The sequence below is a fragment of the Cyanobium sp. HWJ4-Hawea genome (assembly GCF_024345815.1).
In the GTDB taxonomy this organism is placed as follows: domain Bacteria; phylum Cyanobacteriota; class Cyanobacteriia; order PCC-6307; family Cyanobiaceae; genus Cyanobium_A.
Map to the genome: position 1 here is coordinate 48,562 of NZ_JAGQBV010000001.1, position 25,232 is coordinate 73,793.

Sequence of the window (25,232 nt, forward strand, 5' to 3'; positions counted from 1 at the left end):
AGCACTACGCATGGAAACAGGATTCTGTGCAACTCCTCAAGAGCGGCCTACCATTTTGGCAAAGCCACTCAACCAAATGAACGTTGGATAGCAGGGAGGCGTAGCTTCCCGCAGGCTGGTGAGGCAGGCCGTTCTGCTGGCCCCGAATTTGACGGTGAGAACCGCTGCAAGACAGCAGCTCTGGCATAACCCCATGGCCGGTGCGAAGGTATACCACTGAGGCTGAGGTGTCATGGAAGGGACGGACATGCAAAGCAGTGCCGCACTGTCGGCAGAACTCCTTGAGGGACTCGAGAAAAGATCCCACGCCAGGGGTGCTCTACCCACTTTTTTGGATCGCCACATCCAGACGCACTTTTCTGAGATCGACGCCATTACCCAAGGGTTGCGACGGGGATCCTTGATGGTTCTAGCCGGCTCCACTGGGATGGGCAAGACAGCCCTTGCTCTCAACCTGGCACGCAATATGAGCCTCCATTCGCATGCGACGGTGCTTTATGGCGCCTGCGACTCACCGGCTCACGAGCTGTTGCCGCGGATGCTGGCTTCGATGTGCGGGATAGAGAGCTGCCGCATTCGTGGCCCACGCCTGACCGAAAGTGAATGGCCCCTGCTGGGGGATGCGATCGCCGCGATTAGCTCAGCGTCGCTTTTCTTTATGGATAGCTCTGCTTGCTTCCCAGATGCCATTCGACAGCGATGTGCTGAACTGCGTGATCAGAGTTGCAGCGCCCCAATGGTGCTGATCCTCGATCACCTGCAGCTCTTACCACAATTGCAGCATGCCGGCGACCAGGATCTGAGGCCTTTATTGCAAGAACATAGAAAGCTGGCGGTAGAGCTTGATCTCTGCTTGATCCTGTTGTGCCAGATACCTCCGCATGCGGAGCTGCGATATGACCATCGACCACTACTCAATGATTTGCCTTGTGTGGCCGCGATGCAGACCTACGCCCACGTGATCGCCGTTCTGCATCGTGATGAGTACTGGAATGCGGATTCAGCCGCGCGAAACCAGGTCGAGTTGATTTTCCTAAAAAACACAGATAACCCTGTCGGAACAGTGAGACTTGACTTTGAACCGCAGTTTTCGCGTTTCTTGCTCACTCGGAAGGAGGAGCCTATTCTGCAGTCTGCCTGAGCATCACCTCATGTCTCAGTGATGAACATAGGCCTCCCGATAAACAAACTGCAAGTGCACTATCGAGTGCTGCAGCCAGGCGAAACCACCAGGGTATGGGTGGCAGGCAGCACGGCCGGTGACATTGTTCTAGAACGACGGCCTGCGTGGCAGTCGCTCTCACGAATCCAGTGGTTCACGGCCAATTTAGGGTGGGATCAGCTGAACCGGGGCCTATTGGAGGAGCTTAGACGCAGTCGCACGACGGCTACGGAGGTAATGCTGGACCGCATCAAGGTGCTCAGGCAGGGCTACCTAAGTATTCATACAACATAGGATAACGGCAGAAAAACTTAGGCATCGACTACAGTAAACTGGTAACGCGAGAAAAAATTGCAAAAACCACGAAACTAAACTAAGATCCGAAAATGAACCACAAATCAGGAGGCACGAAGAAAATGGACAAAAACCAGGGGCTTGGGAAGCTAATTCAAGTAGGAGAAGAGACAGACGACCTCCTCGAGAGACTTGATGAAGTTGGAAAGCCCAAAGAAAAAACTAAAAACAAGACTTCGATTAGCCATGAGATGTGGCAAAATCTTTATATAATTGAACAATTAATACTTGAAGGGTATACACTTGACAAGACGCTAAAAGCATTTCCCGTTCTAACGAGACCATCAGGAATAAATTTTAATCTAAGCCTCATAAGAAATCCCGCAGGCTTCTCCTGGATAGGCTTCTTTTTTCCTTTTGCAGTGTGCACACAGATAAGAGAGTGGAGCTACTTTTACGTTACAGGGATAAGCTATATTATGGGCTCGATTATATCATCATTAATCAAAGCAGACATATCAGGGTTAATAAGTATTTCAATATCTCTTGCTTATGGAGTTTACCTACCATACCTAAGATACATGGCAGCTCAGCATGAAATTGTCGAAATTCCAAAAGGAAAATCAATAATTTATGGTCTGCTTATTTCGTTGTGTGTGGCAATACCATCCATGATACTCGACTCAATCCTAGGCGTAGGGTAAAACAATGAAAATCAAAATTAGCAGCAGCTATATAAATTTATAAAGCGAAAAACATTAATAGCGCAGGACAAGGATCCCAACAATAGCATCTATCGCTAAAAATAATGAAGAAAATGTTTAGATGCATGGCAGAGCAACCGTGCATTAGGCTGTGCGACACTAATAAACTTTCTGTAATATTAAGGGAACGATTGAATCGATGAATGTCAGCAATAGACGAGTAAAAATCGCCGGTTCAACAAAAAGCCTAGGCAATAAGAACATAAAGAAAAGTAATTATACTAGCAGATAGAACTAGTATAAGAAAAAAAGGATAGCAGAAAAACTGGCGAAGATTATCCAAGGAAAATCAACAAGTCGGGTTGGGTTAAAGTATGTCTATTGAATAGACGAAAACCAGCAAGGTAAGAAAACAAAAAAGCAGGGAAGTAGTGGAAAAAAAACTACGAAAGAGCCTTGCGTTAAGAGCTCATTTAAAAGTATGATTCAGGGACGAGATCCAAGGAAGGAGAAAGGACTGGATGAACACCAACAACGAAGAGGCAAGCCTGGACCAGGTGCTTAGGGAGACAAATGAGCTACTCAATAAACTGGACAGTATCAAAGAAAAATCAAGCATTTCGGAATCCAAAAGCCTCAAAGAACCGAAACAAGAATATAAAAAAATGCCAGGGAATCACAGAGAAGTAAATACACAAGAGACACGATCAATTGTCTTACTCGGAGTAATTCTGCTCTTGGCTTTTCTTGCTTTGATTCTCCAAGTTGCAAGCGAAGGAAATAAGGCTGAAAACACCGTGACTGGTGAGATTGAAGGGGAAAAAACAAAATTATTGGAAAATCCAGATAACGATAAATCATCAAGGCCGACAACCGATCCCTCGTCATCAAGCCAAGAACAGGTTTATTTTACTGGTATCGACCTTCTAGTGACAAACAACTTATGCAATAAAAAAGGCAACTTTTGTATCTATGGATTAGCAAGCTTAGTTACGAGCGAAAAAGGCAGTGCAAACTACAAATTTGAAGATACAGCAAAGGGTGAAAGTGTAACCATACGTGGCATGATAGAAATTTTAAATATCAACAAAGAACCAGATGGAACCCGAACATTCAGCTTTTCTTTCAGGGATAATCAAGCAGAGACAACATCAGGATGGGCTGCAGCCGGTCACTTCATGATCGACAAAAATGCAAAACAACCGGGAATCATGTCACGCTTTCAAACAAGCGAAAGCTTTGGGCCCAAGACACCAGTGGGCCTTGAAAACACGTCCTATTTGTTTCCACGGTGATGGATAAAGATGACAAATGCTAATCAAAGTTTAAAAATACTGATAAAAGAAGAGAAACATTGTAATACCAAAAGTAAGAAAAAGTAGTAGCTTCGGGTGAGTAGAATGTATAATGACAAGAACCTGGAAGGGCCGTGCAAGGACCCCGTAAAAATGAAATTGCTCAAGCCACAGTTTGTTGCGGCCGTGGGAGCAAGGGCTATTTCAGCCGGGGTAGTCGCTGCGGGTTTAATCCTAGGTCTAGGCAGCAAAAGGAAAATCGAGCTGTACAGCTGTAGTTCAGATCAAGATATCGAGTATATCTTAAAGTCAGGGCCAGAATACTTGATAGTGAATCCAAGCCGGAAGTGGGGGCGCAACAGCTACCTTGTAAGTAAAGAAACAAACTCAATACCCAAAAACTGGCTATTACTCGGAATGTCCATAGAAAAAGCTGATAATAAAGAATTTGAACTCAACGCTTCCAACCCCAATGCATACATTGGAAATATAATATTCAAGCATGAATCACTGGGTCTTGAGGTAAAGTACGGAGCGAAGGGAGTGAAGCCATGGAAGGCAATCTGCAAGCCAAGTGCTCAGATAGCCAAGGTGCAAACTGCGGCAAACAATATACCAGTTGAATACTTGATGGAAAGACGAAATAACCTGTCATTTTTAAATCCCAGCTTAGGGCAAAAGAATTTTAATCTATTTCTGTATAATGCAATAAAGACCAAGGAACATTCAACATATGGCATATATCAGCTTTTGTCTGGATTAACAACAAGCACCCTTACCGGCAATGAAAATCTGATCATGCAAGCTGCTCGAGAAGATCTTATCAAGGCCAATTCTTCTGAATTTCAAATATGGGAATTTGCAGGCACTTATCGTTACAATTGGCAAATTAGCAGTGAAAGTAATGAAGCCAATATGAATGCTGGTACCTGGTGCAGGGAACAACAATATTCAAATGTTGCGGCGTATACCGCCGAGGGCTTTAAGGTTGTAAGCTCAAGCCCAGAGGTCCGCTCTACAGTTGGTTGGATCAGGCGCGACTATCCAGACGGTCGTTTCAGTGGATTTGTAAACTACAGAGCGGAGTGTGACGGGGTAACATACACATTAAAGAAGGAAGGCTCGGTTGACAATGAAAATGAGAATGATTTACGTCAGTATAATTAAGTACTATCACTTAAAAAATTGGCCTAAATCAAAACAGTGAACCTGCATCAACGCATGATTAAGGTCAGTAAAACAATGGCTTCGAGAGGTTTCTCGAATCAAACAGCGCTATTTTTGATCGCTATTGGTTACCCACTTGGCCTGATAGGCCTAGCAATCATTTATTCTAGTGTGGTCCAAAATACTGGAGGTTCGCCTACGGTTAGTCAGGCTAAAATTGTGCCAAACGAACAAATAACCGAACAAACAGCCAGGTCTGTGATTGAAGAGTGGTGGGGAGTACGCTCTAGGATTTTTGCATCACCTTATGATGCGGCCGCTGCTTCTGATTCAGTAGCAGCGGGTCCCCTTTGGTCTGATCTAAACAAAGTAGATGGGCCTGTTGCTTGGCTTAAAAACAACAATCAAAACTACACCTACCAGGAAACAACAATTAAACAAGTTGTCTCATTTGATTCTCAGCATGTAACCAACCCAAGTATCGTTGTAAGAGTGAAGTACCAAGATATTCTTAGTGGTCCGGGTATCTATCGACCATCCTCGAATACGGCCAACTTTAAATATATCTTCGCCGAGGAGGGAGGTAGATGGAAAATATGGAACTACGAAAAAGTTTAAATTGCAAACACCTCATTTGACCGTTAAATAGAATGAAGAGAAAAAAAGCACCTAGAACGAGCATTGCTAAATCTATTCTAATAGCATTGCCAATAGGGATGCTCAGTCTACTTATAGGATTTGCCGGGTACAAACTTTTCGATCTTCAAAAGGAAAAAATTACTCTGCCTGTCTCTTCACCGCTATTAAACACACACGATAAAATATGGCCAGACGTCCAATATCTAAGCGACTCGGGAATTAGACCATTAACAGAAGAAGAGCTATCAGCGTGCAGAAAGGCGATTAAAATAGGGGGCGAAGAACTTGAACAAGCTGCGCAATCAAATTATGGGAATAGGGATGGGTTGGACATAATAGGTCGGCAAATTCCCAATAAGCCTGAAATAATTGTAATTCATGAAACAGTTATTCCGGCCAGCGAAACCATAAAGCTTTTTCAGACTCCACATCCAAAAGACGAAGACCAGAGTAGCTATCATATTCTTGTTGATAAAATAGGAAATCTAATAAGAATTGTTCCCGATGAAAACAGGGCATATGGGAGCGGTTTTTCAAAGTTTGGAGACTTTACTGTGCACAGTAAGTCTCCTGAAAACTTCTCTATTAATAATGTAGCACTCCACATCAGCCTTGAAACACCTGTCGACGGTAGGGGAGATGTACAGAGCCATTCTGGATATAAAGACAAACAATATAGTTCGTTGGCTAAACAGATTCTTCTATGGCAGGCTAGGTATGGGATCCCAGTATTCAGGATTACAACGCACGCCAGCGTAGACCGAAGTCATAGCCGTTACGACCCGCGATCATTCCGATGGGATGAATTTGACTACTATCATCGTTTGTACGCAAGAAACTGTAACCTTACTATCCTCAATCAACCTACTTAAATCATGTCAGGACAGAAACCAATCCAAGAAGAAAAGCATACATCAATTGCTTATCTACTGTGGGGTTTAGGATTTGTTGGAATCTGTGGATTACAACGTATGTACCTAGGTCAATACGGACTTGGTACTACGATGTTGTTAACATTTGGATTCTGCGGAGTAGGGCAGCTTATAGAAGTTTTCACAATTCCTCAGGCTACTCAAGACGCAAACGCAAGCAATGGATATCAGAGAACATCAGTAAAACAAGAAGAGAATACGCAGAGAGAAGCGCAAGACGTAGAAGCAGGGGCTAAAGGCTCAAAAAATGTGGAGTTAGACGAGTTAGATATCGAGCAAGAATCAATAGCAGAGGTGATGAAAAAATTAAGGCAATAAAATATTGATAAAATTTATTAAAATATTTCAAATTTATTGAATTTGACCAAGCCTAATCAAGTCATATCGGTCGCCGTTTTTCTCAACAACAGCGAGTTCATCAAGGCTCAGGAAATTAGCACCTTGTCCATTTCGATAGATATTATTACGATCCGCATGACGCTTTAGTGTACGAGCAGGATCAGTTGAATTTGGAACAATATTGGGGATCAAGTAAGTGTGACCATCACAAGGGATGGCAATGAATTCAGACTGTGTCCTACTACTGGCTTGTGCACTATCGCCGTCAATAGTGAACCGTTTCACATCTTCAAGACCTTGCTGAGATTGAGGTGTTTCGGAAACGAAGTAATGCGGGTGAGCGGAGATAAGGAAGTATTCACCGGTAGCTACAGCTTTCTTGATTAGATCAACCGTTAATGGTAGTAGCTCAGAAGATTGTCTTGCGGTTTCAAGTGGATAGGGGGTGCCTCCAGATGCTATACCTTGGATCCTCAGAGACTTAACTGAATTAGTCTGCAGCTGCTGAGTTAGGCTAAAAATATCAGTTTCAAGTTGTTCAACTTTAGAAGAAAGTTGATCAATTTTAGCCGATAGCGGAGTAATAATATAAGAGATTTTATCTAAGGTCAATGCATCTGGATTGAGTGTAAAATTAAGTGGTTCTAATGAAGCAGACTGTTTGGCTAATTCTCTAGAGCGCTTTCCAGTAGCCCTGTTGACGCGTTTTTGACTCTGGCTTAATCCTAGCAGCTTCTTTACAGCAAACGCAACAATGACAGATAAAATAACAATCCCAAATACAGGAACAAAGCCAGCAAGAATATCTCCGAAGTTATTGGAATGATTTTCAGCATTCGCACCATTTATTCCAGTAGAATTAGTAGGCGATTCGTTTTGAGTGTCTTGAAAACCATTATCAATTAGATAGCCTTTTAAGTTTGAATCATTTTTAGCAAGCTTAAGCAAATTATAATATGAGAGCTTGACAAGCAGGCAATTGTCTATTTGGAAATCATCACAGGCTTTCTGCGTAGGTCCAAAGAAAGTGGCTTCTTGAGTTATAGAATCATAAACAATTTCACCCTGATAAGCTTTAGATAGCCGAGGTTGTGGGCATTCAGAAGGATTGCCTTTGGTATAGATTGTGCAAGATGCAAATTCTGTCTTGGCTGGAATGATGAATTTTAGTGGATTAATCGAAGTCATTGCCTAAGGATGTAGAGAGAAGATTGATCGGAATTAGCTCTTAGCCCATTTCTTCGCCAGCACCCTAAGCAGGCCCTTGTGTGCAACGATGAAGCCAGGGTCAGGCTCATAGCTTTGCCTAGATCCGCCTCCGGTTGTTCGCCGGCTGTTAAGCAACTGCTTGACCTCATTCCCTAAGTCAAATGAAATCTCATCGAGTGCCTCAGTGCCGGTCTTAGCCCCAAGTGGGGTAACAATATCTCGTATTCCACAAACCCTGATAGCTTCGTTAAAGACCTCAATGAAATTACCAATCTCGGAGAAATCATCAATAGCAATAGAATTTATTTCTTGACATTCCTGAGGCAGTACAAGTTCGTCCTCTGCGCTAAAAGTGATTAAACCTAAATCGGTTTGGAACTTCATTGGAATGCCAGCATATGCCTCGGTTGTGGAATTAGATAGACCCCTTAGCCGAGTTTCATCAACAATCAAGCCTCCTGCGGCCTCCTGCTTAGGGTTTTTAGAAACTATGGTATCTCGACGATCATCTGTGGAGAATCCTCCTGCCCTCGCAAGAATAAACGCAAGGAGCTGGTTGACCTCAGATGATTCGCTGTACTGACCGTCAGGATCGATCCAATTGATGAAACGTGATCCATTACCGCCCAGATAGACAGGTGTGGCACCCTCTTGGTTAAGATATCGTAGTACCAAGCCGATATAGTAATAAAGACCCGCATAGGACAAGGCCAATAGGCCTCTAAATTTCTGGATGCTATCGGTGTCGCTAGCATTACGCAGGCGCTCCAAGACTGTGCCACCCTTGAGCCTTAGGTAGCTATCAAGATAGGCATCGAAGTTATCCCCACTTTTTTTGAGATCCAAAAGGAGCTCTTTTGACTTATCTTCCGAAAGGCCGAATACCTCGCCTATACGGTCAATATTCCACCGGAGAGTATTATGGAAAATATCCCGGCCTGCGAATGGGATTGATAGCTGGTGAACTAGTGACATATCCTTCCAGATACTAATATCGGAAGTACCACCACCCACATCAAGGCAAGTTGTATAGACTAGCTGCTCCCGTAGCTCATCTGCGAAATATTGAGCGAATGCAATACTCTCTGTCTGGAATGCAGTAGCCGCTGTTCCGTCAGTTCCTAGCCTGTGGCGAATATTACTAACTTTTGCTGCGGCACGAAGTGACCGCTCCCAAGCATTCTTGTAACGACTAACTTCGGAAGCAGCAAATGCAGTTGGGTAGGAGGCCTTCCAGGTGATTTCACTAACATCACTCTTGGCCGCATGAGCGCTGACCATATTGACCAAGGCTGCAAGGAAGGCGTCCAAATATTTTGGTTTTGTCCACTTAATATCACTCACTACGTATTCGCTGAGGGAACGTTCGTCAAGTGAAGGTACGTAAACCCTTGATTTAGTAATAAAATCAGGTGTAGTCTCCGCTTCACTTGAACCACGTACGGTCAATAAGGTCGCCAATGGTGGATTGGAGCCATCTGGTGGTGCAGTTAGAACTCCAGGGACAAAGAAGTCTTTATTAGTATCAAAATTTTCAGGTGTATCCGTGATATTAAGGGTTAGTGGTGACAACTCAAGTCTCTCCCTTGATCCAGCCTTTGAGACATGGAGGTTAGTGAATGACGTACCGAAATCAACACCAATAGTCCACTTGCCGGATCGCCCTGCACTGACCTCTGGTGTGAGGATAGGGATGATACCAAGATGGTCCCCACGTTTATCAATCAAGCTAAGGACACTTGGATGTTCATTACTCTGCCAGATCCGATAAATTGTCCCAAGGTCACCATCAAGAACAGAATCCTTGGAGTCGGCTGTTGGCATTTCAACAGTAAACGCATAGGATGAATTTGACCTTTCTTTACCTTCCTGCACAGCCAAATAGAATGTTGACCACCGGCTATCTGACGGGAGGTTAGGCCATAACGAGATATATGGAAGTTGACCTTGAAGCTCGTCCTCAGACTTGATTGCATAGTCCTTGTAAATTGCCAATCGAGTTGGTCGGTTATCAATGCCACTTATTTCGAGCTCAAATGATACTCTTACCCCATTACCTTCTGAGGTTGCAGTAGGGGTCATCCTTAAGCGAGTTTTTAAGTCTTCGCTACAAAAAAACTTGCATATCTGATGGTTAATTGGTGGAATTATAGTTCTAGTTTCGCGATCAGGTTGAATTTCATCCAACCAGCTTCCAGACAGGATTCCTGAGCCTCGATACCAGCGCATTCGTGGGAGGAAAAAGTTGTCTGCGACCCAATACGTCCCGAGTTGGTTACCAGAACTAGAATCGCCTTGGAAAGCGGCAAGTGTAGTGGCTCCAGCCACACAAATTTCATGGCTGGGAAGGTTAAGAACCTGTGGTATAAGATCCTTATCTACGAAGTAGAGGGGGCTAGAATGTGCCTTGATCCCCGGTTGAACTCGAACATTCGAGCTACTCTTAATTGATCCTGGATCAATGACTTGGGCAAGAGCATCCAACGGTTTTGGATTAAGGGCAACTCCAAAAATTTGAAGACTCGTCGCGACAGTTGTTGCTGTCGCAGCATTGGCGCCAAAATCCGCGATGTACTCCTGGATAATCATTCCCAGGCGATTGCTCAAATCCTGATTGGGGCTATTTACTGTCAGAACAGACTGCTTAATATTAGTTAGCCATGCTGCAAATGCAGATTTTTCTTGCTGTCCAAGATGATGCTTTGGATCGCCATATCTAAAAATCGTTTTGCCGCGATTACCAGGGCCTGTTATTTGAACTTCCTCTAGCCAAGGAATATAATCAGCTAGTTGCTGTGGAAGCCAGATTGAAGGTACCGCTAAGGTTGCTGGTGATGAAAATCCTAGTGGGTGACCATTCAGTGTAAAGGTATAAATTGTTTCCCAAGGATTAGCGCCAGTACTTGATAGCAGCACGGAGTCCTTGACTGATGGCAGAAGCCCTACCAATGAGTCGGCGAAAGGATTTGCCTGTGCAAGGTCATTTAGCTTGATGATCTTAGCCTGAATCGGCAGATTCTTAACCTTGGCGAAGGCTAGAACTGCCAAAAAGCCAACATATTCATGAATCAGTTCCTGCCGATTCGGATACTGATCTGTAAGGAAAACAGACTGGAAAAGGAGGGCTCGTGCCCACGGACTTGGTATGGAATTAATGTTAGTGCGAACAGCTTGCTCATACTTGAGTGCTTGCGCAATCGTTCCAAAGATGGATTTTGAGCTCAGATTCCATTGCCCCTGAATTGGTCCAGGAGCAAGCGTGTTGCGAAGCTGGGGAAGTAGAGGTCTCATTTTAGGTCTCCTGTTCAGATGATTTCGTAGAGATTGTTGACTAGGCCTGCCGTGCCCTCAAGACTATGCTTGCTATCAGCTAGATGATTCTTTAAGAGATCGATACTATCTCGCCATTTTTCTCGCTTAGCCACCGTCTGCCCAATTACCAATCTCTCTAGTGATTCGAGGTACGCACGTGAAGGGTCAGGCTCTAATCCGTCGTATGGTTTAAATGAACAATCTCGGATATCAGCAAGCTGCTCTCTAGCAGAACCAGACCAGCATAGTTGCTGAAACCATTGAAGGAAGTCAACAGACCACTTGTCAAAAGCAGCGATTTGCCTGCTTTGGTCTTCCCTTTCAACATCTGGCCTATTTGTACGTTCTGACAGGGAGAAGAATCTATCGAACCAGGGAGCTGATTTTGTAAATGAAGTTTTTGAACTATAGCGTTGCGCTTCTCTCAACTCGTTATAAAGGTTAAAGTGCCATGCATAGCAAGTTCGCAGCGTTGCCTTGAGTGATTTCGAAGTCGTTTCACCAGGGAAATCCTCCCATGTCATCAAACTATCATCTGAGACTGTTAAGTAAGCACCATTGCCATAACCTGAACCTGCATCGGCTGTAACAGCAGATGCAGCTATTAACTCAATACAACTTGATGGATTATTCTGGGTTGGCCCACCGCTTGATGGCCTCTCATACCGCTGTTTAGTACCATCACCGACAAGGTATATGCAGTTGAAGCTATCACCAGCAAGGCGAGCTAAATATTGAAGTGCTGCATCTGTGTTAAGGGTAAAGTTTTTCGCTTCGGCATATATATCTTCATCATCAGGAACATCAAAATCGAAGTATGGGAGTAATACCGAGGCCGTAATTTCGACTGCATCTCGAACCCCTTTCAGTTCCCTTGATAGCAGTGTTCCAAGAGTGGGCAAACCAGATGAGCCTGTACCACCAAAGATACTCCCAAATAAATGGATCCTGGGTTTATCACCGTTGGCACAATCCGCTTGAATATCATTTATCAATTCTGGCCATGGTCCTTGGCTAAACCCGGTTGACTTGATGCGACTTACTACGGCTGATCCAATAGATGGTCTGCCCCTAAAGCCTAGGGAAAGGTCTGCTTGTTTTTCCTCGGGAGCCACAAGACAATCGTACAACTCACCCAAACCTGTATCAACGGCACGCATACCAGCCTCACGATAAATGTCACTTAGCGTGAGCCGGTCAGAATATTCGCCTAGTGGATTCCAATACCCGTAATTTTTCAATGCTCCACTAAAGAGGCTTACATTCGTATCTCTGAAAAGGTCTCCAGCATCTAGAGCGCAGTGAACAGTCTCTCTAGCGCTCTGGAGATTCCCATTAGATGCATCAGCGTCGACGAGTAGAACACCCATCCTTACGTCCTTGCCATAGGCTCCAGAAGCATGCAGATGAACCGCAGCTTGAATACATTTTGCCCCTGTACCACCAATTCCCAAAACATAAAGTTTTTTCATCACCGTTTCTCCGTGAATGTGTTGAGTTCATAGCTCATTGGTGGTATAAATCTGAGCGTTCTTTGGCTTAGGAAACAAGTAGGCAACCAGAAAAGCAACAGGCCATTTACTAATGTAAGAGGGATTAAGAATTCGTATGGCGGCGCGTTCACAAAGGATGCCCCACCTAAAGCTGCTTGCGTTGCAGGGGCCTGAACTATAGTAAATTGGATAAAGAGAACCAAAACAATTATATTGCTAACAATAGCCATCCCCAGAAGACTAAGCCATATGGTTATGGTTTGCTGCGCCTCTTTGCCATTTGCACAGCGCTTATTGTAGCTGTAATTTACCCAAGCTAAAAGAAAACCTACATATAAAAGGGTGCTCACCGCACTTGCAGGGAAGTAAATCTGTTGTGCCCATGCAGCTGGGCTCTGTAGGGAAACAGGAAGAACATCAGTAATTAGGCCAAACGTGATGCCCATAATCCAGATAACCCCAAAGGCGATCGAAAGGCCTCCGACGATATACCGTGTTTTCATGGTGCGGTTAGCATAAATGGTTTTGTAGATACCAGAATTGTAGGATCTTGAGCATTGTATGGTCAAGCAATAAGGCATGTAGCTTAGCAATAAGATAGGGTTCCTCCCTTAGCTAGGATTCCTATCCCTTTACAGCCGAGCATATTCGGGCTGGGCTGTATAATGTTTTAAATTTACGAAAAGCGAACTGATCAGTTTCACCCCTAATAGATTGTATCAAAGCAAGCAGTCTCTGTGTTCTGGCACCATCTAGCCTTGTTCCAGATGTATTCCAATCAGCCCATCTTTCTTGATCTAGCCGTGCGGCATCGACACTAATATCAATAATGTTTATGATTCCCGGGAAAGTCGTAAAACGCGTCGAGATATATGTCTCATTTTCGGACAGAACTGCACCCGTTACAGATGAATTAGTGCTTAGGAAAAAGGTCGAGTCAGTTACCTTGCCCGCTCCAAATCCAATTATTGGATTAGACCCAAATCGGATTTCTGCTTGTTGATTGGCACAGCCTCTTTGCTTCTGTGATAGCAACCATCTGTTGGGATTTTGGACGTTTAATTTTCCAGACAACCCCTGACTTAATGTAAAGACTGGGACTAGGCAACTAGCAGGTGCAATGCTCGTTTTTGCTATTTCAATAAATTCGGTTTTGCCACTGTTTGGATTAGATGAAAACCTTGAAACCTGTAGAGATTTGGCAAGTTCTTTATTCTTAGCAAGCCTGTCAACAATCTTTTCTACCTTATCAGTTGGGCCCAATGCCAGTATATAAAATGGCCTCAGGCCTGTGTATGGAAAAGACTTGAACGCTCCCTGAACAGCAGGGTATACGCCACCGGCGAACATACTACGAATACCGATAATGGCAAGCTCGTTACCATGATAGTTAGACCTCCGCCAGGGTAACCATCCACTAGTTCCACCATCGAACTCTAATTTCGGCTTGATCGCTGATACAACTTGTTTAATGGAAGCATCATCTGGCTCGAGATCACTTATCAGAATGTCTACGCTTGTGGGATCTTTGCTCACAAATTGCTCGATAGAGCTGCTTATTTTAGGCCATTGGCCTTTCATTTCATTGTAAAATTGAGGACGCCGTGCTGCTAAAACAGAAGCTACAACCTTCTTACTTAGCTTTTGACTGATCCCTCCCTCCCTGCCAATACGCATAACTCTAGTTGTACTAGCAGTGAAACCTAATGCAGAATTAATTCCTATTGTTGTATCAATTTCTTCAAGGGCTTTATGAAATGAAGAATCATTTACTGCTGAAAAACCTTGCATGGATCCACTTCCGTCGATCGATACATTGATTACTCCTTGAGATTGTATAGATTCTTTGGCGTCGCTTGCATTGTATCCAGGGCAAGGAGTAGTCTTGCAACCAGCAATCAACATTAGGCATAATATCGGGAAACATTTTGCAGAATGGCCCAGGGTTATATGAAAAAGTCTCATTTTATATCTCTGTAATAAGCTTGCCTTTGCCGACAATTTCCCATCGTGCTCCCCGTTGTAAGGATTGGAGTTTGATTGGATCTTCTACCCATGCTGATGCCCATTCAGATCTAGCACTACTGAGATCGAATACTTGCCTAAGCAAAGTAAGATGAGAAAAGCGTTCAAACGACATCTCTTCCAAGTAAGCCCATTCAGTACCATTACTTAGCCTGACGACTCTCATATATCCAGAAGAACTTCTTCTTAATCTTAGTGTTTCCACTTCGAGTTCATGTTTCTCAAGTTCGGCCTGCACAGAGAAGGGCCTTAACCATTTTGGATGCTGAACTATTATTTGAACGAGTTCAGCTTTGTCGATATCCAAATCTGGTGCCCCTCGTGCATTAGATTCTGACTGGTTAGCGCCTACACCAAACATCCTTACTCCATCACTAGTAGTGGGTCCTCTTCTACTCTCAACCTCTTCAACCCTACTAATTAACTCTGCTACAACTTCTTCTGTAGCCAATAGCCTCTCCCTTACGTAGACCAGCGTGTCAGCCACTTCCTTGACATTTCTTATATTTACTCGGATAATATCTTTTAGCTTGGATAATTCTTCGGACATTTTAAAAATCGCGTAAGTAAATTTAGCCTGGGCTACATGATCTACGGAGGTCGCCTTAATAAAACTATACACTGCCTGGGGCGGGCTATAATATTGGGAGCTTGCAGACACGGCTTAATGCGTACATTACATCTTTCTTTGGTTGCGATGCTTTCAGTATTCTTGCTTTCATGTGGCCGGCAAGCTTACAATAGTCTTCCGCGATCAGTTACTGTGGTCCCCCCATGGTTTTCGAATTTTCCATCATTTCCCAATAGCTTTGGCTTTAAGAATCTTGGAACGGCATACAGCCCAAGTACTCTTTTCCTCAGTGATAATCTTGCGGATGGAGGTGATGTGATTTCAGTTGCCCTGAATGGGCAGGTTGTTCTTGATAACCTAAGAATTCATACCCCTGACAATGAACCTCCTCATCCGTTGATTTTAGCGCTTAAGGAGGGAGCTAATCGGATAAATGTTGCTTGTCGCCAAGACCCAGATGGATTAGGCTGTACTCTGCAGGCCGAAGTTTCCAATACCACTGCTGGGCAAGGAATCACAACTATCAACGAAAACTATATTCCTGAGGGTCAGTTTGCTAGCTTCGTAGTAGAGTACAAACCATCTAACTGACTGTCGTGCCCAAAGATAAATTGCTATTACGAACGGCGTCTACTAGGGCCCTCAATTCTGCACGAGGTTCGTCGAATCCACTTTTGCCTGTATTAGCAGCGTTTGCCTTCTTCATTGCATTTGTTGGTCTTTCGCTCTGGTTCACCCAGCGTGCAAAGGGGCCTCAAGTTGCCCCTCAGGGATCAAGTGCTGGCAAATTCCCCACTTCACAAGCTCTCCAGTCAGTGCCCGCAGCTGTCAATCCAAACCTAAACCTTGTGCCTGGATTCCCAGCGAGGCAATCAGCACAGGCTTCATCTCCTTCGCCTGCCCCACCTCAATCACCATTTTCATCTTCTTTTGCTTCTCCTCAATCAGCAAATCTTGATGCGTCTACTGCCTATCAGTTAGTTGAGTCATGGCTTTCTTACAAGAAAGCCGTTTTCTCAGCACCTTATAACATTTCATCTATTGAGAATTATCTTGTCAATCCAGGCCCCCTTTATTCAGATATAACCAGGTCGGGTGGTTCTATTGACTGGCTTCGTTCCAATAATTTCTCGTATTATTATAGAGAGCTTAAGATTTTAGGATCTTCTGATTTCCGGCAGTTCCCGGATCGTGCTCATTTAACTGTTCGCATTCTTGAAGACCTTGAACTGCGCACTCCTCGTGGTATTGATCGATCCAAATCCGGCCGGAAAACTCAATCTTGGATCTACGAGCTTAAATTCAATAAAGGTAAATGGCTAATTTATGACTATCGAAAAGACGTTTGATGTTTCCGCTAACTCCTGTATCCTTCCACCGCAGCTGATGGCTGTGGTGGAAGGATACTCAGCAGCGCTTTCTTCCCCAATGTGTTAGGTATAGTAATTGCTATTAAGATGACTCCACTGTGGCTACTGTTAGGACTGCTCGTAGGTTTCCTATGTCAACTGGAATGCCCTCGTTGCGAGCTTAATCAATGGAAATGATCGGCCGCTGGCAATTTCTTCTAAGTTTTTACTGTCTTAGTCACCAACGCACAATTATCCGTAATTATGAGCTTAACCTTTTGGGCCATTTGAGATTCGGTCGATCTTTGCATACCAACCACCATGGCTCCTTGAGATCCGTCGGGAAGCCTTCCCTTCCTAGCTGATCTCAGGTCGGGCACTCATGTTGAACTGGCCTGAGCTATCGATATCCTCTCCTTCTCTAAAGCCAGGTTTCCTCGTTTTATTGGTGGGTTTCTACCCTTTCTTCATGAAAATTCACAGCTGTAGGGCCCCAGCAGCATCGATACAAGGTGCATCGCGAGGTTAGTTAGGTTGCATTGTATGGCCACCGAAATCAAGATTTTAGCACCACTATTATTGTTGTCCATCCAACGCCGATGTCGTGGTGATCACGCTGCTGGAGAAAACTTCCAGTTCAGCTGGTCCGGCTGGTTGCTCTTCTGAGTCAGCATCTTCTTTGTCTATCTAGAGCGAAAAGTCATGTTTTAGAAGATCTCTCTCGAGATTCGGGCCCTTGCTGGGAACTGAGATTAATCTGCTGCCCAAATTTGGAGGTTCTGCCATCTATGTCCAAACATTTCCCTGGGCGGCAGAATTCCCCATCGGGTCTATACTGGCATTGAACTTTGTTCTTCACTGGATTAAGAGTTGTCAGCTTCAAGTGCATCACCATTAAATCTATTAATTTGTCGGCACACATTTCCGTCCCTAATGTCTAGCCATTAGTCGTCTTTGACTGGGGTAATCTCAATCAGTTTTAAACCAATGCCAGCCTTTAGAAATCCACAGAACAATCACGTTGTACGTCCAGATAACGCTTCAATTGTTATTGGAGCTTTTCTGCTTGGTCCGATTTTCTTTTTCTGTATCGGCGAAGTTGGTCACGCGCTTGGCAACCTTCTTCTAGGTTTATTGCTTTGGGCTGTCCTTCTTGGTTGGATTGTTTGGATTGTGTACGCTTTCGCTGCGCCCGGAATTGTCAGGAATAAGTGGTTGACCAAGGGTTATATCGAGGAGCAATTGTAAGCGAATAGCGCAGAGTTCGGAAGTCTTTACAAGCTCAGGGTTTCGTGCTCTTCTTTTGATTTTTCCTCAAACTGCAATCCGCTTTTTTACCTTGATTTTTCTCCGATCAAGACCCAGCTTTGCTTCACTAGCGCTCCTTACATTGATGCTTGGTCTGATGACGGGCTGCCAGTCCCGGTTATCTAAGCAAGAAGTTGTGGAGCCTTCTTCTCCTGAATGCTCCAGCCAGGCTTTAAGCCCAGAAGTCCTCTTTGAGGGTGCCAAACCTGGAGTTGCAGTTGTTCGAACTGGCTCTATGGAAGGAAGTGCATTCGTTATTCGGCATACTGCTTCTTCTACTTACCTGATTACAAATTCACATGTCGTCGGAGATGCAAGTAGTGTCGCGTTAAAGTGGTCTGATGGTAACCAGGATACTGCGACCGTTGTTGCCAATTCGGGCGCATCTACTCCTCAGGCTGATTTGGCTTTGCTTGAGGTTAGGGGTGTTCGTGGCCGTGCCTTGGTGCTAAAGCCAATTGCTCCTAGCGTTGGAGCTGACATCGTTGCAATTGGTGCCCCACAAGGCTTGGAATTTAGCCTTACAAGAGGAGTTGTTAGTAGCCTGCGTGAGAATGGTCAGATCCTGCAAATTGATGCGCCCATCAATCCCGGAAATTCTGGAGGGCCCATCCTTGATAAGAGCGGTTGTGTTGTTGGTGTGGCCACCTTCAAGCTTGATAACAGCGAGGGGCTTAATTTTGCTCTTTCCTCTTCCATGATTGATGACTTTCTCGTTAAGTCAATTGGTAACTCCGGTGCTTCTACTTTTTTCTCTACCAGATCTGGTTCTCCGTCATCCCCCTTTTCAGCATCAACCCCTCCTGCTCAGGCGGGCCCTTCTCCATCTCAGATTAACGGCTCTAATTGTTGGTTTCAAGAAAGCCCTGGTTCTCAACAACTTGTTGGTTCTCTATGTCAGATCGCAGTTCGAAATTTTTCACAATCTCGTATTGAAGTTCAGTTGATTAACTCTAATGGCTTAAAGCGTGTAATTTATCTTCTGCCTGGTAATGCTGCCGAGGTCTATGTCGGAGGCAAACGTTTCAATGGAAACTGGCTAGAAGACAAGGATGGTGATCTTCGTGTTCAGATTGAGCCTGAGGTTTTTGCATTCCGCTCTCCCACTTAGCCACTTTCAGGCAGTATAGAAGTTTTCTGCTGTGACGTAGGAACCCTTGCTCGCTGAGTCGCTTCTCCTTGCCTTCTTTTAGCAGGAATACAATGCGATTATCATGAATGATCTTTTGTATACGATTGATTTGAATTCTAGTCATCAGTCAATCTGATAATGCTCCTTTCGCGGTTATGCATTCATTAATCAATCCCCCTGAAACCTTTAACTTTTTAGGTGCTTCAGAAAACAACAAGACTAGGTTACTCCGCTTTGTGAGCTCCTGGAAGATATGTATTTGATCGGAATTAATCTCAATTAGAACAGATCACAAGCCACCCAGGCAAGCAACAGGGTCGTCTTAGCTGTATTTGGCTTGACCATTTCCAACAGGTGGCTGCGATAAGCAACGTCATGCTCTCTCGTTGCGGCGGTTGGATGAGCAACCCCCCCAGCAAAGCCAAGAAAATCAGACATGGCCTTCCTCCATCCAGCCACTGTCCTTTCGGCTGGGCTTTTAAGGCTCCTGGCCTTTTGAATCAGCTCCTCCGCTGTTAGCTGTGGCCTTGGTGCCTCCTCCCCATAGAGAACACGCAAGTAGCGCTGTGTCTGCTTAGGCGTCATCCACCCCTGATCAGCAGTTACGCAAGCCCCTTCCTTCAGGTCGTCGATCAGCTCCTCTGGGCTCACTCCAAACCTTTTCGCCAATGATTGGCTGAAGATCGCTTGGGACACCACGTTTAAGCTGGTTTCCATTGCAAGCCTTTCGAACGTATGTGGGATGCTTCCTGAAGGCCACCTTTAGCTACAGCTTTAGTCACATCCTGATCTCGAGATCGCAGATGGTGCAAGGACAGTTCCGCCAACAGCTCCCAGCCCTAGCCAACAAGACCTACTTCAACTACGGCGGCCAGGGGCCGTTGCCGGAAGCCTCCCTAGAAGCGATCACCGCCAGCTGGCGCAGGATCCAGGAGCTGGGGCCGTTCACAGGTGATGTGTGGCCCTTCATCGAGGCCACCAGCGCCCGCCTTCGGCAGCGGCTGGCCCAGGAGTTTGGGGTGCCAAGCCAGCGGGTGGCCTTTACTGAAAATGTGACCTCGGGCTGCGTGCTGCCCCTCTGGGGCTTGCCCTGGCAGCGCGGCGATGAGCTGTTGATCAGTGATTGCGAACACCCCGGGGTGGTGGCCGCCTGCCGGGAATTGGCCCGCCGCGAGGGTCTCCAGATCGCCAGCCTGCCGGTGGCCGATCTGCGCCACACCCCAGCCGATGCCGAGGCCAGGGTGCTCGAGCGGCTCGAGCAGGCCCTGGGCCCTGCCACCCGCTTGGTGGTGCTCTCCCACCTGCTCTGGAACACCGGCCAATTGATGCCGATTGCGGCGGTGGCAAAACAATTGCAGCACCATCCGCGCCAGCCCTGGCTGCTGGTGGATGCGGCCCAATCGCTTGGGGCAATGCCGGTGGCGGAGGCTGCTGCCGCCGCCGACATCTATGCCTGCACCGGCCACAAGTGGTGCTGCGGCCCCGAAGGCCTCGGGGCAATGGCCCTTTCCGAACGGGTAGTTAGGGAGGCCCAACCCACCTTGATCGGCTGGCGCAGCCTCAGCCACGAAAGCAACGGCCAAAGCGGCTTCCACGGCGATAGCCGCCGCTTCGAGGTGGCCACCTCCTGCCTGCCCTTATTTGCGGGGCTCCAAACCTCCCTGGGGCTGCTCGATGCAGAGGGCAGTGCCAAAGAGCGGCTAGCCGTAATTCAAGGCCTAAGCCACAGGCTCTGGAGCGGCCTTCAGGCCATTGATGGCATCAGCACCCTGCTGGAAAGTGCCCCCCCAGCTGGGCTGGTGAGCTTCCAGGTGGAGGGGCACAACCCGGAAGAGCTGGTGAAGCAGCTGGGGGCAAAGGGGATCTGGATCCGCAGCCTGGATGATCCCCATTGCCTAAGGGCCTGCGCCCACATCAGCACCACCTGTGAAGAGGTGGACCAACTCCTCGAGGCGCTGATGGCGGTCAATGGCTTGCAGCGCTAGTTCGCAGGATCAGGCGCAGCGAGCTTGGAGAGCCCCGTAGGCCTCTTCGCGATCGTCGAAATGGATCTTGCCGGTGCCAAGGATTTGGTAGTCCTCATGGCCCTTACCGGCGATTAGCACCAGATCCTCAGGAGCTGCAGAGGCAATCGCCAGCCTGATCGCAGCGGCCCGATCCACCTCCACCTGTAGGGCCGTGCCGGCGGGAATGCCAGCCACCACATCCGCCAGGATCTGGGCCGGCTCCTCGGTGCGGGGGTTGTCGGAGGTGAGCACGAGCTGGTCGGCCAACCGGGCAGCAATCGCCCCCATCAGCGGCCTTTTACTGCGGTCGCGGTCACCACCACAACCAAAAACGCAAATCAAACGGCCCGAGGTGAAGGGGCGGCAGGCGCCGAGGGCACTCTCCAGGCCATCTGGGGTGTGGGCGTAATCCACCAACACGGCGGGCAAGGGGCCCTGGGCTGCCCCCAGGCTGACCCGCTCCATCCGGCCCGGCACCCCCTTGAAGCTGCCAAGCGCCCCCAACAACAGGGGCAAGGGCACCCCTTGCTGCACCAGGGAACCCACCGCCTGCAGCAGATTCATCAGGTTGAAACGACCCACCAAAGGCGACTGAAATTGGCCTGAACCATGGGGTGTCACCAGGGTGCCGGCCATGCCGCCAGAGCTGAGCTGGAGGTCACGCACGTGCAGCTCGGCGGAGGGATCATCCAGGGAGCTGCGCCAACAGCAATCCCCCAGCTGGCTGGCCAGCCGATCGATCAGGCGCTGGCCCCAGGCGTCGTCGCCATTGATCACCACTCCCTTGGCACAGCCCTGGCCGCCCAACTGGAGATAGGGGGCTGCAAACAGGCGGGCCTTGGCCTCGAAATAGGCCTCCATTGAAAGGTGGTAATCGAGGTGGTCCTGGCTGAGGTTGCTGAACACCGCTCCGGCGAATTGGCAGCCGGCCACCCTTTGCTGATCGAGGGCATGGGAACTCACCTCCATCGCCCCCACCATCGCTCCGGCCTCCACCGCCTGGGCCAATTGGGCCTGCAGCACATCGGCAAAGGCCGTGGTGTGTTGGGCCGTGACGCTATGGCCCGGCCAGCGGTTCACCAAGGTGCCAAATAGGGCCGTGGGACGGCCCGTTTCCGCGGCCAAATGTTCGATCAGGTGGGTGATGGTGGTTTTGCCATTGGTGCCCGTCACCCCGATCAGGGCCAAACGCTGGCTGGGCCGGCCCCAAAACTCCGCCGCCAATTCCCCAGCCCAACGGGCCACCGGACCATCCACCACCAGCACCGGATCCGCAGGGCCCGGTGGATTTGCAGCTGCTGCTGCTGCCCCAATCAGGGCCACCTCCGCGCCGGCCTGCAGGGCCTGGGGCCAAAACTGACCCCCATCCACCTGGTTGCCAGGCAGCCCCACAAACAGGGTGCCCGGCCCAACCCGGCGCGAATCACAGCTAAGCCCCGTCAGGTCGGCATTCGGCAAGCCTTCTGGCACCTCCAATCCCAGCTGACGCAGGAGCGGATGGAGCAGCAGGGCCATGGCGGGGCAACCGTCTTAGTGCCTATCTAAGCGCCTTGGCCAGGGAAACCGTTTTTAAGCAGCCAATCGGCCAGGCTTTTACCCATCAGGCGGGGCGGCACCCGGGGCAATTCCCGCCAGGGGCGGGTCCCGGCCACCTCCCCCTGCGGAGCGGGTATCGCCAGCACCGGCACCTCCAACCCATAGCGCGCCTGGAGGGCCGGATCGCCATCCACATCAACCAAGCTGAGGGCCACCACTGGCGTAAGGGCCCGCAATTTTTCCTCCAGGCCCTCACATAGGCAGCAGCCGGCCCTGGTGAACAGCAACAGCTCGCCCATGGCTGATCCCTCCATTAATCGGGCACTGGATCGCAACCGCAGGGTGTCCAGGGGTGGCAACGCAACAGCCGCCGCAGGGTCAGCCAGCTACCCCGCAGGGCCCCATGGCGGGCAATTGCCTCCAACCCGTAGGCGCTACAGCTGGGAATGAAGCGGCAGCGGGGCCCGAGTAGGGGCGAAAACCACTGGCGATAGAAGCCAATTAGGGCAAGCAGCAGGGCACCCACAACCCCCTGGGCCTCAGCATTGGGGCCAACCGATAGGATCGATCGTTGGCGCAGCACGACTCAAGCCTGTAGGGATTTACCCAGCATGCTTGATCCGGCCTCGCCACGGGCCTTTCGGGCCCAATTTCGTCCCTTGATTTCTTTTCATGTCTCGCTACCGCGGCCCTCGACTGAGGATCACGCGGCGCTTGGGAGACCTTCCCGGTCTCACCCGTAAGTCCGCCAAGCGGTCTTATCCCCCCGGTCAGCACGGCCAAGCCCGTCGCAAGCGCTCCGAATACGCCATCCGCCTCGAAGAGAAGCAAAAACTTCGCTTCAACTACGGCATTTCCGAACGTCAGCTGGTTCGCTACGTGAAGAAAGCCCGTGCCCAGGAGGGTTCCACCGGAACCAACCTGCTCAAGCTTTTGGAAAACAGGCTCGATAACGTCTGCTTCCGCCTTGGCTTTGGCCCCACCGTTCCCGGTGCCCGCCAGTTGGTGAACCATGGCCACGTGACCGTGAACGGCCGCGTGGTGGACATCGCCAGCTTCCAGTGCAAGGCCGGCGACCAGGTCGCCATCCGCGAGCGCAAGCAAAGCAAGTTGTTGGCTGAAGGCAACCTGGCATTCCCAGGCCTGGCCAACATCCCGCCCCACCTTGAACTCGACAAGAACAAACTCACCGCCAAGGTGATCAGCAAGTGCGAACGCGAATGGGTCGCCCTTGAGATCAACGAACTGCTGGTGGTGGAGTTCTACAGCCGCAAAGTCTGATTCCCGACCGTTGTTATCGTCTATGCCCCTGGTCAGTCAAAGCGACCGGCCAGGGGTTTTTTGTGGTTTTCCTAGGCCAATCTTCCGCAAAGCGCCCTCCCCAAACGACTACCCCACGCCGGGAATTAGGCCCGACTTGAGTGGAGCGCACATCCAATTCAAACTCCAATCAAGATTTGCCAGGGGCGCAATAAATGGGTGTGGATCTAACTATCAGCGAGCCAGCAAGATTCAGGCATGCCAACCGAGAACGGCAACACATACATAACCAACCACAATTGAGACTTGAACGATCAATTCGAACCTATCCTGCTGCATTAAATAATTACCCCCATCCCCAACGCGATTACCACGAGAATGGGCATTAGACGACAAAACGAAAAGAATGTAGATCAAAATGCAGACGCAATAGCTGTATGCATAGAGTTGATCAAGGTAAGTAAGATAAGGCACCTCAGGGAAGCTTGCCTTATAGCCAAGATGCAGGAATATTAATGTCAGCAAGGCAGCTGTTGGGATCGCCAGGCGCGAGTCGCCCAACTTCCCATCCAGGGAAGGAGCCATTACCACGATGCCCATAACCACCACGAGCGGCAATATCCACTGAACGAAAACAGCCCAGAAGCCTGGGTCATAAGTAAAAAGAGCAGTTGCCCTGCTGTACCTTGTCTGGCTTCCCGTTGGAGCATCAGGACTAGACAGATAGCTAGCAACAGCCCGTTGCCAGCTGGTTTTAATGAGGCGAAAGCCACTTATATTTGAAAATTCACCGGCTATCGGGTCGGCGGTGGTATTCAATTCTGGGCTCAGAGATACAAATCTCGATTCACTGCTGAGCTCACTATCATCTACTTCGATGATGATTGGCAAGATCAGCCGATCAAAGGGAGAGTTCTCGAGATTAACATTTGGGATGAAGAACTTACCTGAATAAAACACTGACAACGAATACACCTTCCTGCCACCATTCTGCCTGCTAATTACTTCAGTGCGCTCGATTACAGTTGAATCACGATCAACAAGATTGACAATCTCGACGATCCCATCTAAAGCGATTTTGTGACGGGCAATCATATCCTGAACCTCCTGGCCCCATTGGAGCCAATAGAAGCCTTCAGCGCTAAAGCTTTGTTCAGGAAGGTTTATATTTTGAATTGTTCTGACTCTGACCGTCAAATTGATATCAAGATCGGCAGGCTTTCCTTTTTCGTTGATGGTCTCAACTGAGACGTAGCTTCTTGCACTTTGGGTATCATGGGTCTGGGGATTGTGCGGTAACAGCCTTGGAGCGCTGAACTGAAAGAACCCAATGATCAGTAGTGAAGTGAACAGCGCGAGATACAGCTGTGCCAGCCTAGGTTTGAGCTGCATGTGAGCACACAGAAGTTTGCCTGAATTATGGATGCTTGATGCGAGGTGCGCAATCAATTGGGGCATACCCCCTAGGAAATCTTGAAATCACGTCGGTCCACTTGTAT

23 protein-coding genes are annotated in these 25,232 nt (G+C 47.9%); 12 read left to right on the forward strand and 11 right to left on the reverse strand.

Annotated elements, in window-relative coordinates; translation table 11 throughout:
- Positions 1-232 precede the first annotated feature (232 nt).
- From KBY58_RS00280 to KBY58_RS00310, 7 genes are all read left to right on the forward strand, one after another.
- Positions 233-1,141, forward strand: coding sequence for a DnaB-like helicase C-terminal domain-containing protein (locus tag KBY58_RS00280; protein WP_255002188.1), 909 nt, complete (start codon positions 233-235; stop codon positions 1,139-1,141).
- 407 nt (positions 1,142-1,548) lie between these two features.
- A complete protein-coding gene (locus KBY58_RS00285; RefSeq protein WP_255002189.1) occupies positions 1,549-2,160 on the forward strand; it encodes a hypothetical protein in 612 nt (203 codons plus the stop codon).
- A 521-nt stretch (positions 2,161-2,681) separates the two neighbouring features.
- On the forward strand, positions 2,682-3,455 hold the full coding sequence (locus tag KBY58_RS00290) for a hypothetical protein (protein ID WP_255002190.1): 774 nt from the start codon (positions 2,682-2,684) through the stop codon (positions 3,453-3,455).
- A gap of 153 nt (positions 3,456-3,608) precedes the next feature.
- A complete protein-coding gene (locus tag KBY58_RS00295; protein ID WP_255002191.1) occupies positions 3,609-4,622 on the forward strand; it encodes a hypothetical protein in 1,014 nt (337 codons plus the stop codon).
- A 36-nt stretch (positions 4,623-4,658) separates the two neighbouring features.
- The gene (locus KBY58_RS00300; RefSeq protein ID WP_255002192.1) at positions 4,659-5,240 is read left to right on the forward strand and encodes an IMS domain-containing protein; all 582 of its coding nucleotides are present in this window, start codon (positions 4,659-4,661) and stop codon (positions 5,238-5,240) included.
- A 32-nt stretch (positions 5,241-5,272) separates the two neighbouring features.
- A complete protein-coding gene (locus tag KBY58_RS00305; protein WP_255002193.1) occupies positions 5,273-6,133 on the forward strand; it encodes a peptidoglycan recognition family protein in 861 nt (286 codons plus the stop codon).
- 3 nt (positions 6,134-6,136) lie between these two features.
- The gene (locus KBY58_RS00310) at positions 6,137-6,511 is read left to right on the forward strand and encodes a TM2 domain-containing protein (RefSeq protein ID WP_255002194.1); all 375 of its coding nucleotides are present in this window, start codon (positions 6,137-6,139) and stop codon (positions 6,509-6,511) included.
- 33 nt (positions 6,512-6,544) lie between these two features.
- On the opposite strand, the gene KBY58_RS00315 is transcribed toward KBY58_RS00310, so the two are convergent.
- The 6 genes from KBY58_RS00315 to KBY58_RS00340 form a co-directional block, all read right to left on the reverse strand.
- Complete coding sequence (locus KBY58_RS00315; protein WP_255002196.1) at positions 6,545-7,720, reverse strand: hypothetical protein; 1,176 nt, start codon at positions 7,718-7,720, stop codon at positions 6,545-6,547.
- Between the two features lie 33 nt (positions 7,721-7,753).
- Entirely contained in the window at positions 7,754-11,032 is a 3,279-nt protein-coding gene (locus KBY58_RS00320; protein ID WP_255002197.1) for a hypothetical protein, read from the reverse strand.
- Between the two features lie 14 nt (positions 11,033-11,046).
- The gene (locus KBY58_RS00325; RefSeq protein WP_255002198.1) at positions 11,047-12,525 is read right to left on the reverse strand and encodes a tubulin-like doman-containing protein; all 1,479 of its coding nucleotides are present in this window, start codon (positions 12,523-12,525) and stop codon (positions 11,047-11,049) included.
- Positions 12,525-12,992 (reverse strand): hypothetical protein, encoded by a 468-nt coding sequence (locus KBY58_RS00330; RefSeq protein ID WP_255002199.1) that lies wholly within the window; start codon positions 12,990-12,992, stop codon positions 12,525-12,527. The genes KBY58_RS00325 and KBY58_RS00330 overlap by 1 nt, the downstream gene beginning before the upstream one ends.
- A gap of 178 nt (positions 12,993-13,170) precedes the next feature.
- A complete protein-coding gene (locus KBY58_RS00335) occupies positions 13,171-14,337 on the reverse strand; it encodes a hypothetical protein (RefSeq protein ID WP_255002200.1) in 1,167 nt (388 codons plus the stop codon).
- Positions 14,338-14,512: 175 nt separating this feature from the next.
- Entirely contained in the window at positions 14,513-15,232 is a 720-nt protein-coding gene (locus tag KBY58_RS00340) for a hypothetical protein (RefSeq protein WP_255002202.1), read from the reverse strand.
- A 6-nt stretch (positions 15,233-15,238) separates the two neighbouring features.
- Between KBY58_RS00340 and KBY58_RS00345 the strand changes: the two genes are divergently transcribed.
- The 3 genes from KBY58_RS00345 to KBY58_RS00355 all read left to right on the forward strand — a co-directional run bounded on the left by KBY58_RS00345 (position 15,239) and on the right by KBY58_RS00355 (position 18,910).
- Entirely contained in the window at positions 15,239-15,733 is a 495-nt protein-coding gene (locus tag KBY58_RS00345) for a hypothetical protein (protein ID WP_255002203.1), read from the forward strand.
- A gap of 5 nt (positions 15,734-15,738) precedes the next feature.
- Complete coding sequence (locus KBY58_RS00350) at positions 15,739-16,491, forward strand: ARC6/PARC6 family protein (protein ID WP_255002204.1); 753 nt, start codon at positions 15,739-15,741, stop codon at positions 16,489-16,491.
- A 1,393-nt stretch (positions 16,492-17,884) separates the two neighbouring features.
- Positions 17,885-18,910: a S1C family serine protease gene (locus tag KBY58_RS00355; RefSeq protein WP_255002205.1), complete on the forward strand. Its 1,026-nt coding sequence runs from the start codon at positions 17,885-17,887 to the stop codon at positions 18,908-18,910.
- A 300-nt stretch (positions 18,911-19,210) separates the two neighbouring features.
- Here KBY58_RS00355 and KBY58_RS00360 read toward each other — a convergent pair whose 3' ends face one another.
- The gene (locus tag KBY58_RS00360) at positions 19,211-19,648 is read right to left on the reverse strand and encodes a hypothetical protein (RefSeq protein ID WP_255002206.1); all 438 of its coding nucleotides are present in this window, start codon (positions 19,646-19,648) and stop codon (positions 19,211-19,213) included.
- Between the two features lie 86 nt (positions 19,649-19,734).
- Between KBY58_RS00360 and KBY58_RS00365 the strand changes: the two genes are divergently transcribed.
- Entirely contained in the window at positions 19,735-20,916 is a 1,182-nt protein-coding gene (locus tag KBY58_RS00365) for an aminotransferase class V-fold PLP-dependent enzyme (protein ID WP_255002207.1), read from the forward strand.
- Between the two features lie 9 nt (positions 20,917-20,925).
- Here KBY58_RS00365 and KBY58_RS00370 read toward each other — a convergent pair whose 3' ends face one another.
- Genes KBY58_RS00370 through yidD form a run of 3 tightly spaced genes read right to left on the reverse strand, consistent with a single transcriptional unit; the run spans position 20,926 to position 23,053 of the window.
- The gene (locus tag KBY58_RS00370; protein WP_255002208.1) at positions 20,926-22,452 is read right to left on the reverse strand and encodes a UDP-N-acetylmuramoyl-L-alanyl-D-glutamate--2,6-diaminopimelate ligase; all 1,527 of its coding nucleotides are present in this window, start codon (positions 22,450-22,452) and stop codon (positions 20,926-20,928) included.
- Positions 22,453-22,478: 26 nt separating this feature from the next.
- The gene (locus KBY58_RS00375) at positions 22,479-22,772 is read right to left on the reverse strand and encodes a glutaredoxin family protein (protein ID WP_254932871.1); all 294 of its coding nucleotides are present in this window, start codon (positions 22,770-22,772) and stop codon (positions 22,479-22,481) included.
- A 14-nt stretch (positions 22,773-22,786) separates the two neighbouring features.
- Positions 22,787-23,053, reverse strand: a complete 267-nt coding sequence (gene yidD, locus KBY58_RS00380) for a membrane protein insertion efficiency factor YidD (protein ID WP_255002285.1) — start codon at positions 23,051-23,053, stop codon at positions 22,787-22,789.
- A gap of 92 nt (positions 23,054-23,145) precedes the next feature.
- On the opposite strand from yidD, the gene rpsD reads away from it, so the two are divergent.
- A complete protein-coding gene (gene rpsD / locus KBY58_RS00385; protein WP_254932870.1) occupies positions 23,146-23,754 on the forward strand; it encodes a 30S ribosomal protein S4 in 609 nt (202 codons plus the stop codon).
- 231 nt (positions 23,755-23,985) lie between these two features.
- Here rpsD and KBY58_RS00390 read toward each other — a convergent pair whose 3' ends face one another.
- Positions 23,986-25,125: a hypothetical protein gene (locus KBY58_RS00390; RefSeq protein WP_255002211.1), complete on the reverse strand. Its 1,140-nt coding sequence runs from the start codon at positions 25,123-25,125 to the stop codon at positions 23,986-23,988.
- Between the last annotated feature and the right edge of the window lie 107 nt (positions 25,126-25,232).

What these genes read in the sequence shown, in the direction of transcription:
- KBY58_RS00280 (WP_255002188.1), top strand. Translation starts at nt 233, where the DNA reads ATGGAAGGGACGGACATGCAAAGCAGTGCCGCACTGTCGGCAGAACTC.
- KBY58_RS00285 (WP_255002189.1), top strand. Translation starts at nt 1,549, where the DNA reads ATGAACCACAAATCAGGAGGCACGAAGAAAATGGACAAAAACCAGGGG.
- KBY58_RS00290 (WP_255002190.1), top strand. Translation starts at nt 2,682, where the DNA reads ATGAACACCAACAACGAAGAGGCAAGCCTGGACCAGGTGCTTAGGGAG.
- KBY58_RS00295 (WP_255002191.1), top strand. Translation starts at nt 3,609, where the DNA reads ATGAAATTGCTCAAGCCACAGTTTGTTGCGGCCGTGGGAGCAAGGGCT.
- KBY58_RS00305 (WP_255002193.1), top strand. Translation starts at nt 5,273, where the DNA reads ATGAAGAGAAAAAAAGCACCTAGAACGAGCATTGCTAAATCTATTCTA.
- KBY58_RS00310 (WP_255002194.1), top strand. Translation starts at nt 6,137, where the DNA reads ATGTCAGGACAGAAACCAATCCAAGAAGAAAAGCATACATCAATTGCT.
- KBY58_RS00315 (WP_255002196.1), bottom strand. Translation starts at nt 7,720, where the DNA reads ATGACTTCGATTAATCCACTAAAATTCATCATTCCAGCCAAGACAGAA.
- KBY58_RS00320 (WP_255002197.1), bottom strand. Translation starts at nt 11,032, where the DNA reads ATGAGACCTCTACTTCCCCAGCTTCGCAACACGCTTGCTCCTGGACCA.
- KBY58_RS00325 (WP_255002198.1), bottom strand. Translation starts at nt 12,525, where the DNA reads ATGAAAAAACTTTATGTTTTGGGAATTGGTGGTACAGGGGCAAAATGT.
- KBY58_RS00330 (WP_255002199.1), bottom strand. Translation starts at nt 12,992, where the DNA reads ATGGGCATCACGTTTGGCCTAATTACTGATGTTCTTCCTGTTTCCCTA.
- KBY58_RS00335 (WP_255002200.1), bottom strand. Translation starts at nt 14,337, where the DNA reads ATGCAAGGTTTTTCAGCAGTAAATGATTCTTCATTTCATAAAGCCCTT.
- KBY58_RS00345 (WP_255002203.1), top strand. Translation starts at nt 15,239, where the DNA reads ATGCGTACATTACATCTTTCTTTGGTTGCGATGCTTTCAGTATTCTTG.
- KBY58_RS00355 (WP_255002205.1), top strand. Translation starts at nt 17,885, where the DNA reads ATGCTTGGTCTGATGACGGGCTGCCAGTCCCGGTTATCTAAGCAAGAA.
- KBY58_RS00360 (WP_255002206.1), bottom strand. Translation starts at nt 19,648, where the DNA reads ATGGAAACCAGCTTAAACGTGGTGTCCCAAGCGATCTTCAGCCAATCA.
- KBY58_RS00365 (WP_255002207.1), top strand. Translation starts at nt 19,735, where the DNA reads ATGGTGCAAGGACAGTTCCGCCAACAGCTCCCAGCCCTAGCCAACAAG.
- KBY58_RS00370 (WP_255002208.1), bottom strand. Translation starts at nt 22,452, where the DNA reads ATGGCCCTGCTGCTCCATCCGCTCCTGCGTCAGCTGGGATTGGAGGTG.
- KBY58_RS00375 (WP_254932871.1), bottom strand. Translation starts at nt 22,772, where the DNA reads ATGGGCGAGCTGTTGCTGTTCACCAGGGCCGGCTGCTGCCTATGTGAG.
- rpsD (WP_254932870.1), top strand. Translation starts at nt 23,146, where the DNA reads ATGTCTCGCTACCGCGGCCCTCGACTGAGGATCACGCGGCGCTTGGGA.
- KBY58_RS00390 (WP_255002211.1), bottom strand. Translation starts at nt 25,125, where the DNA reads ATGCAGCTCAAACCTAGGCTGGCACAGCTGTATCTCGCGCTGTTCACT.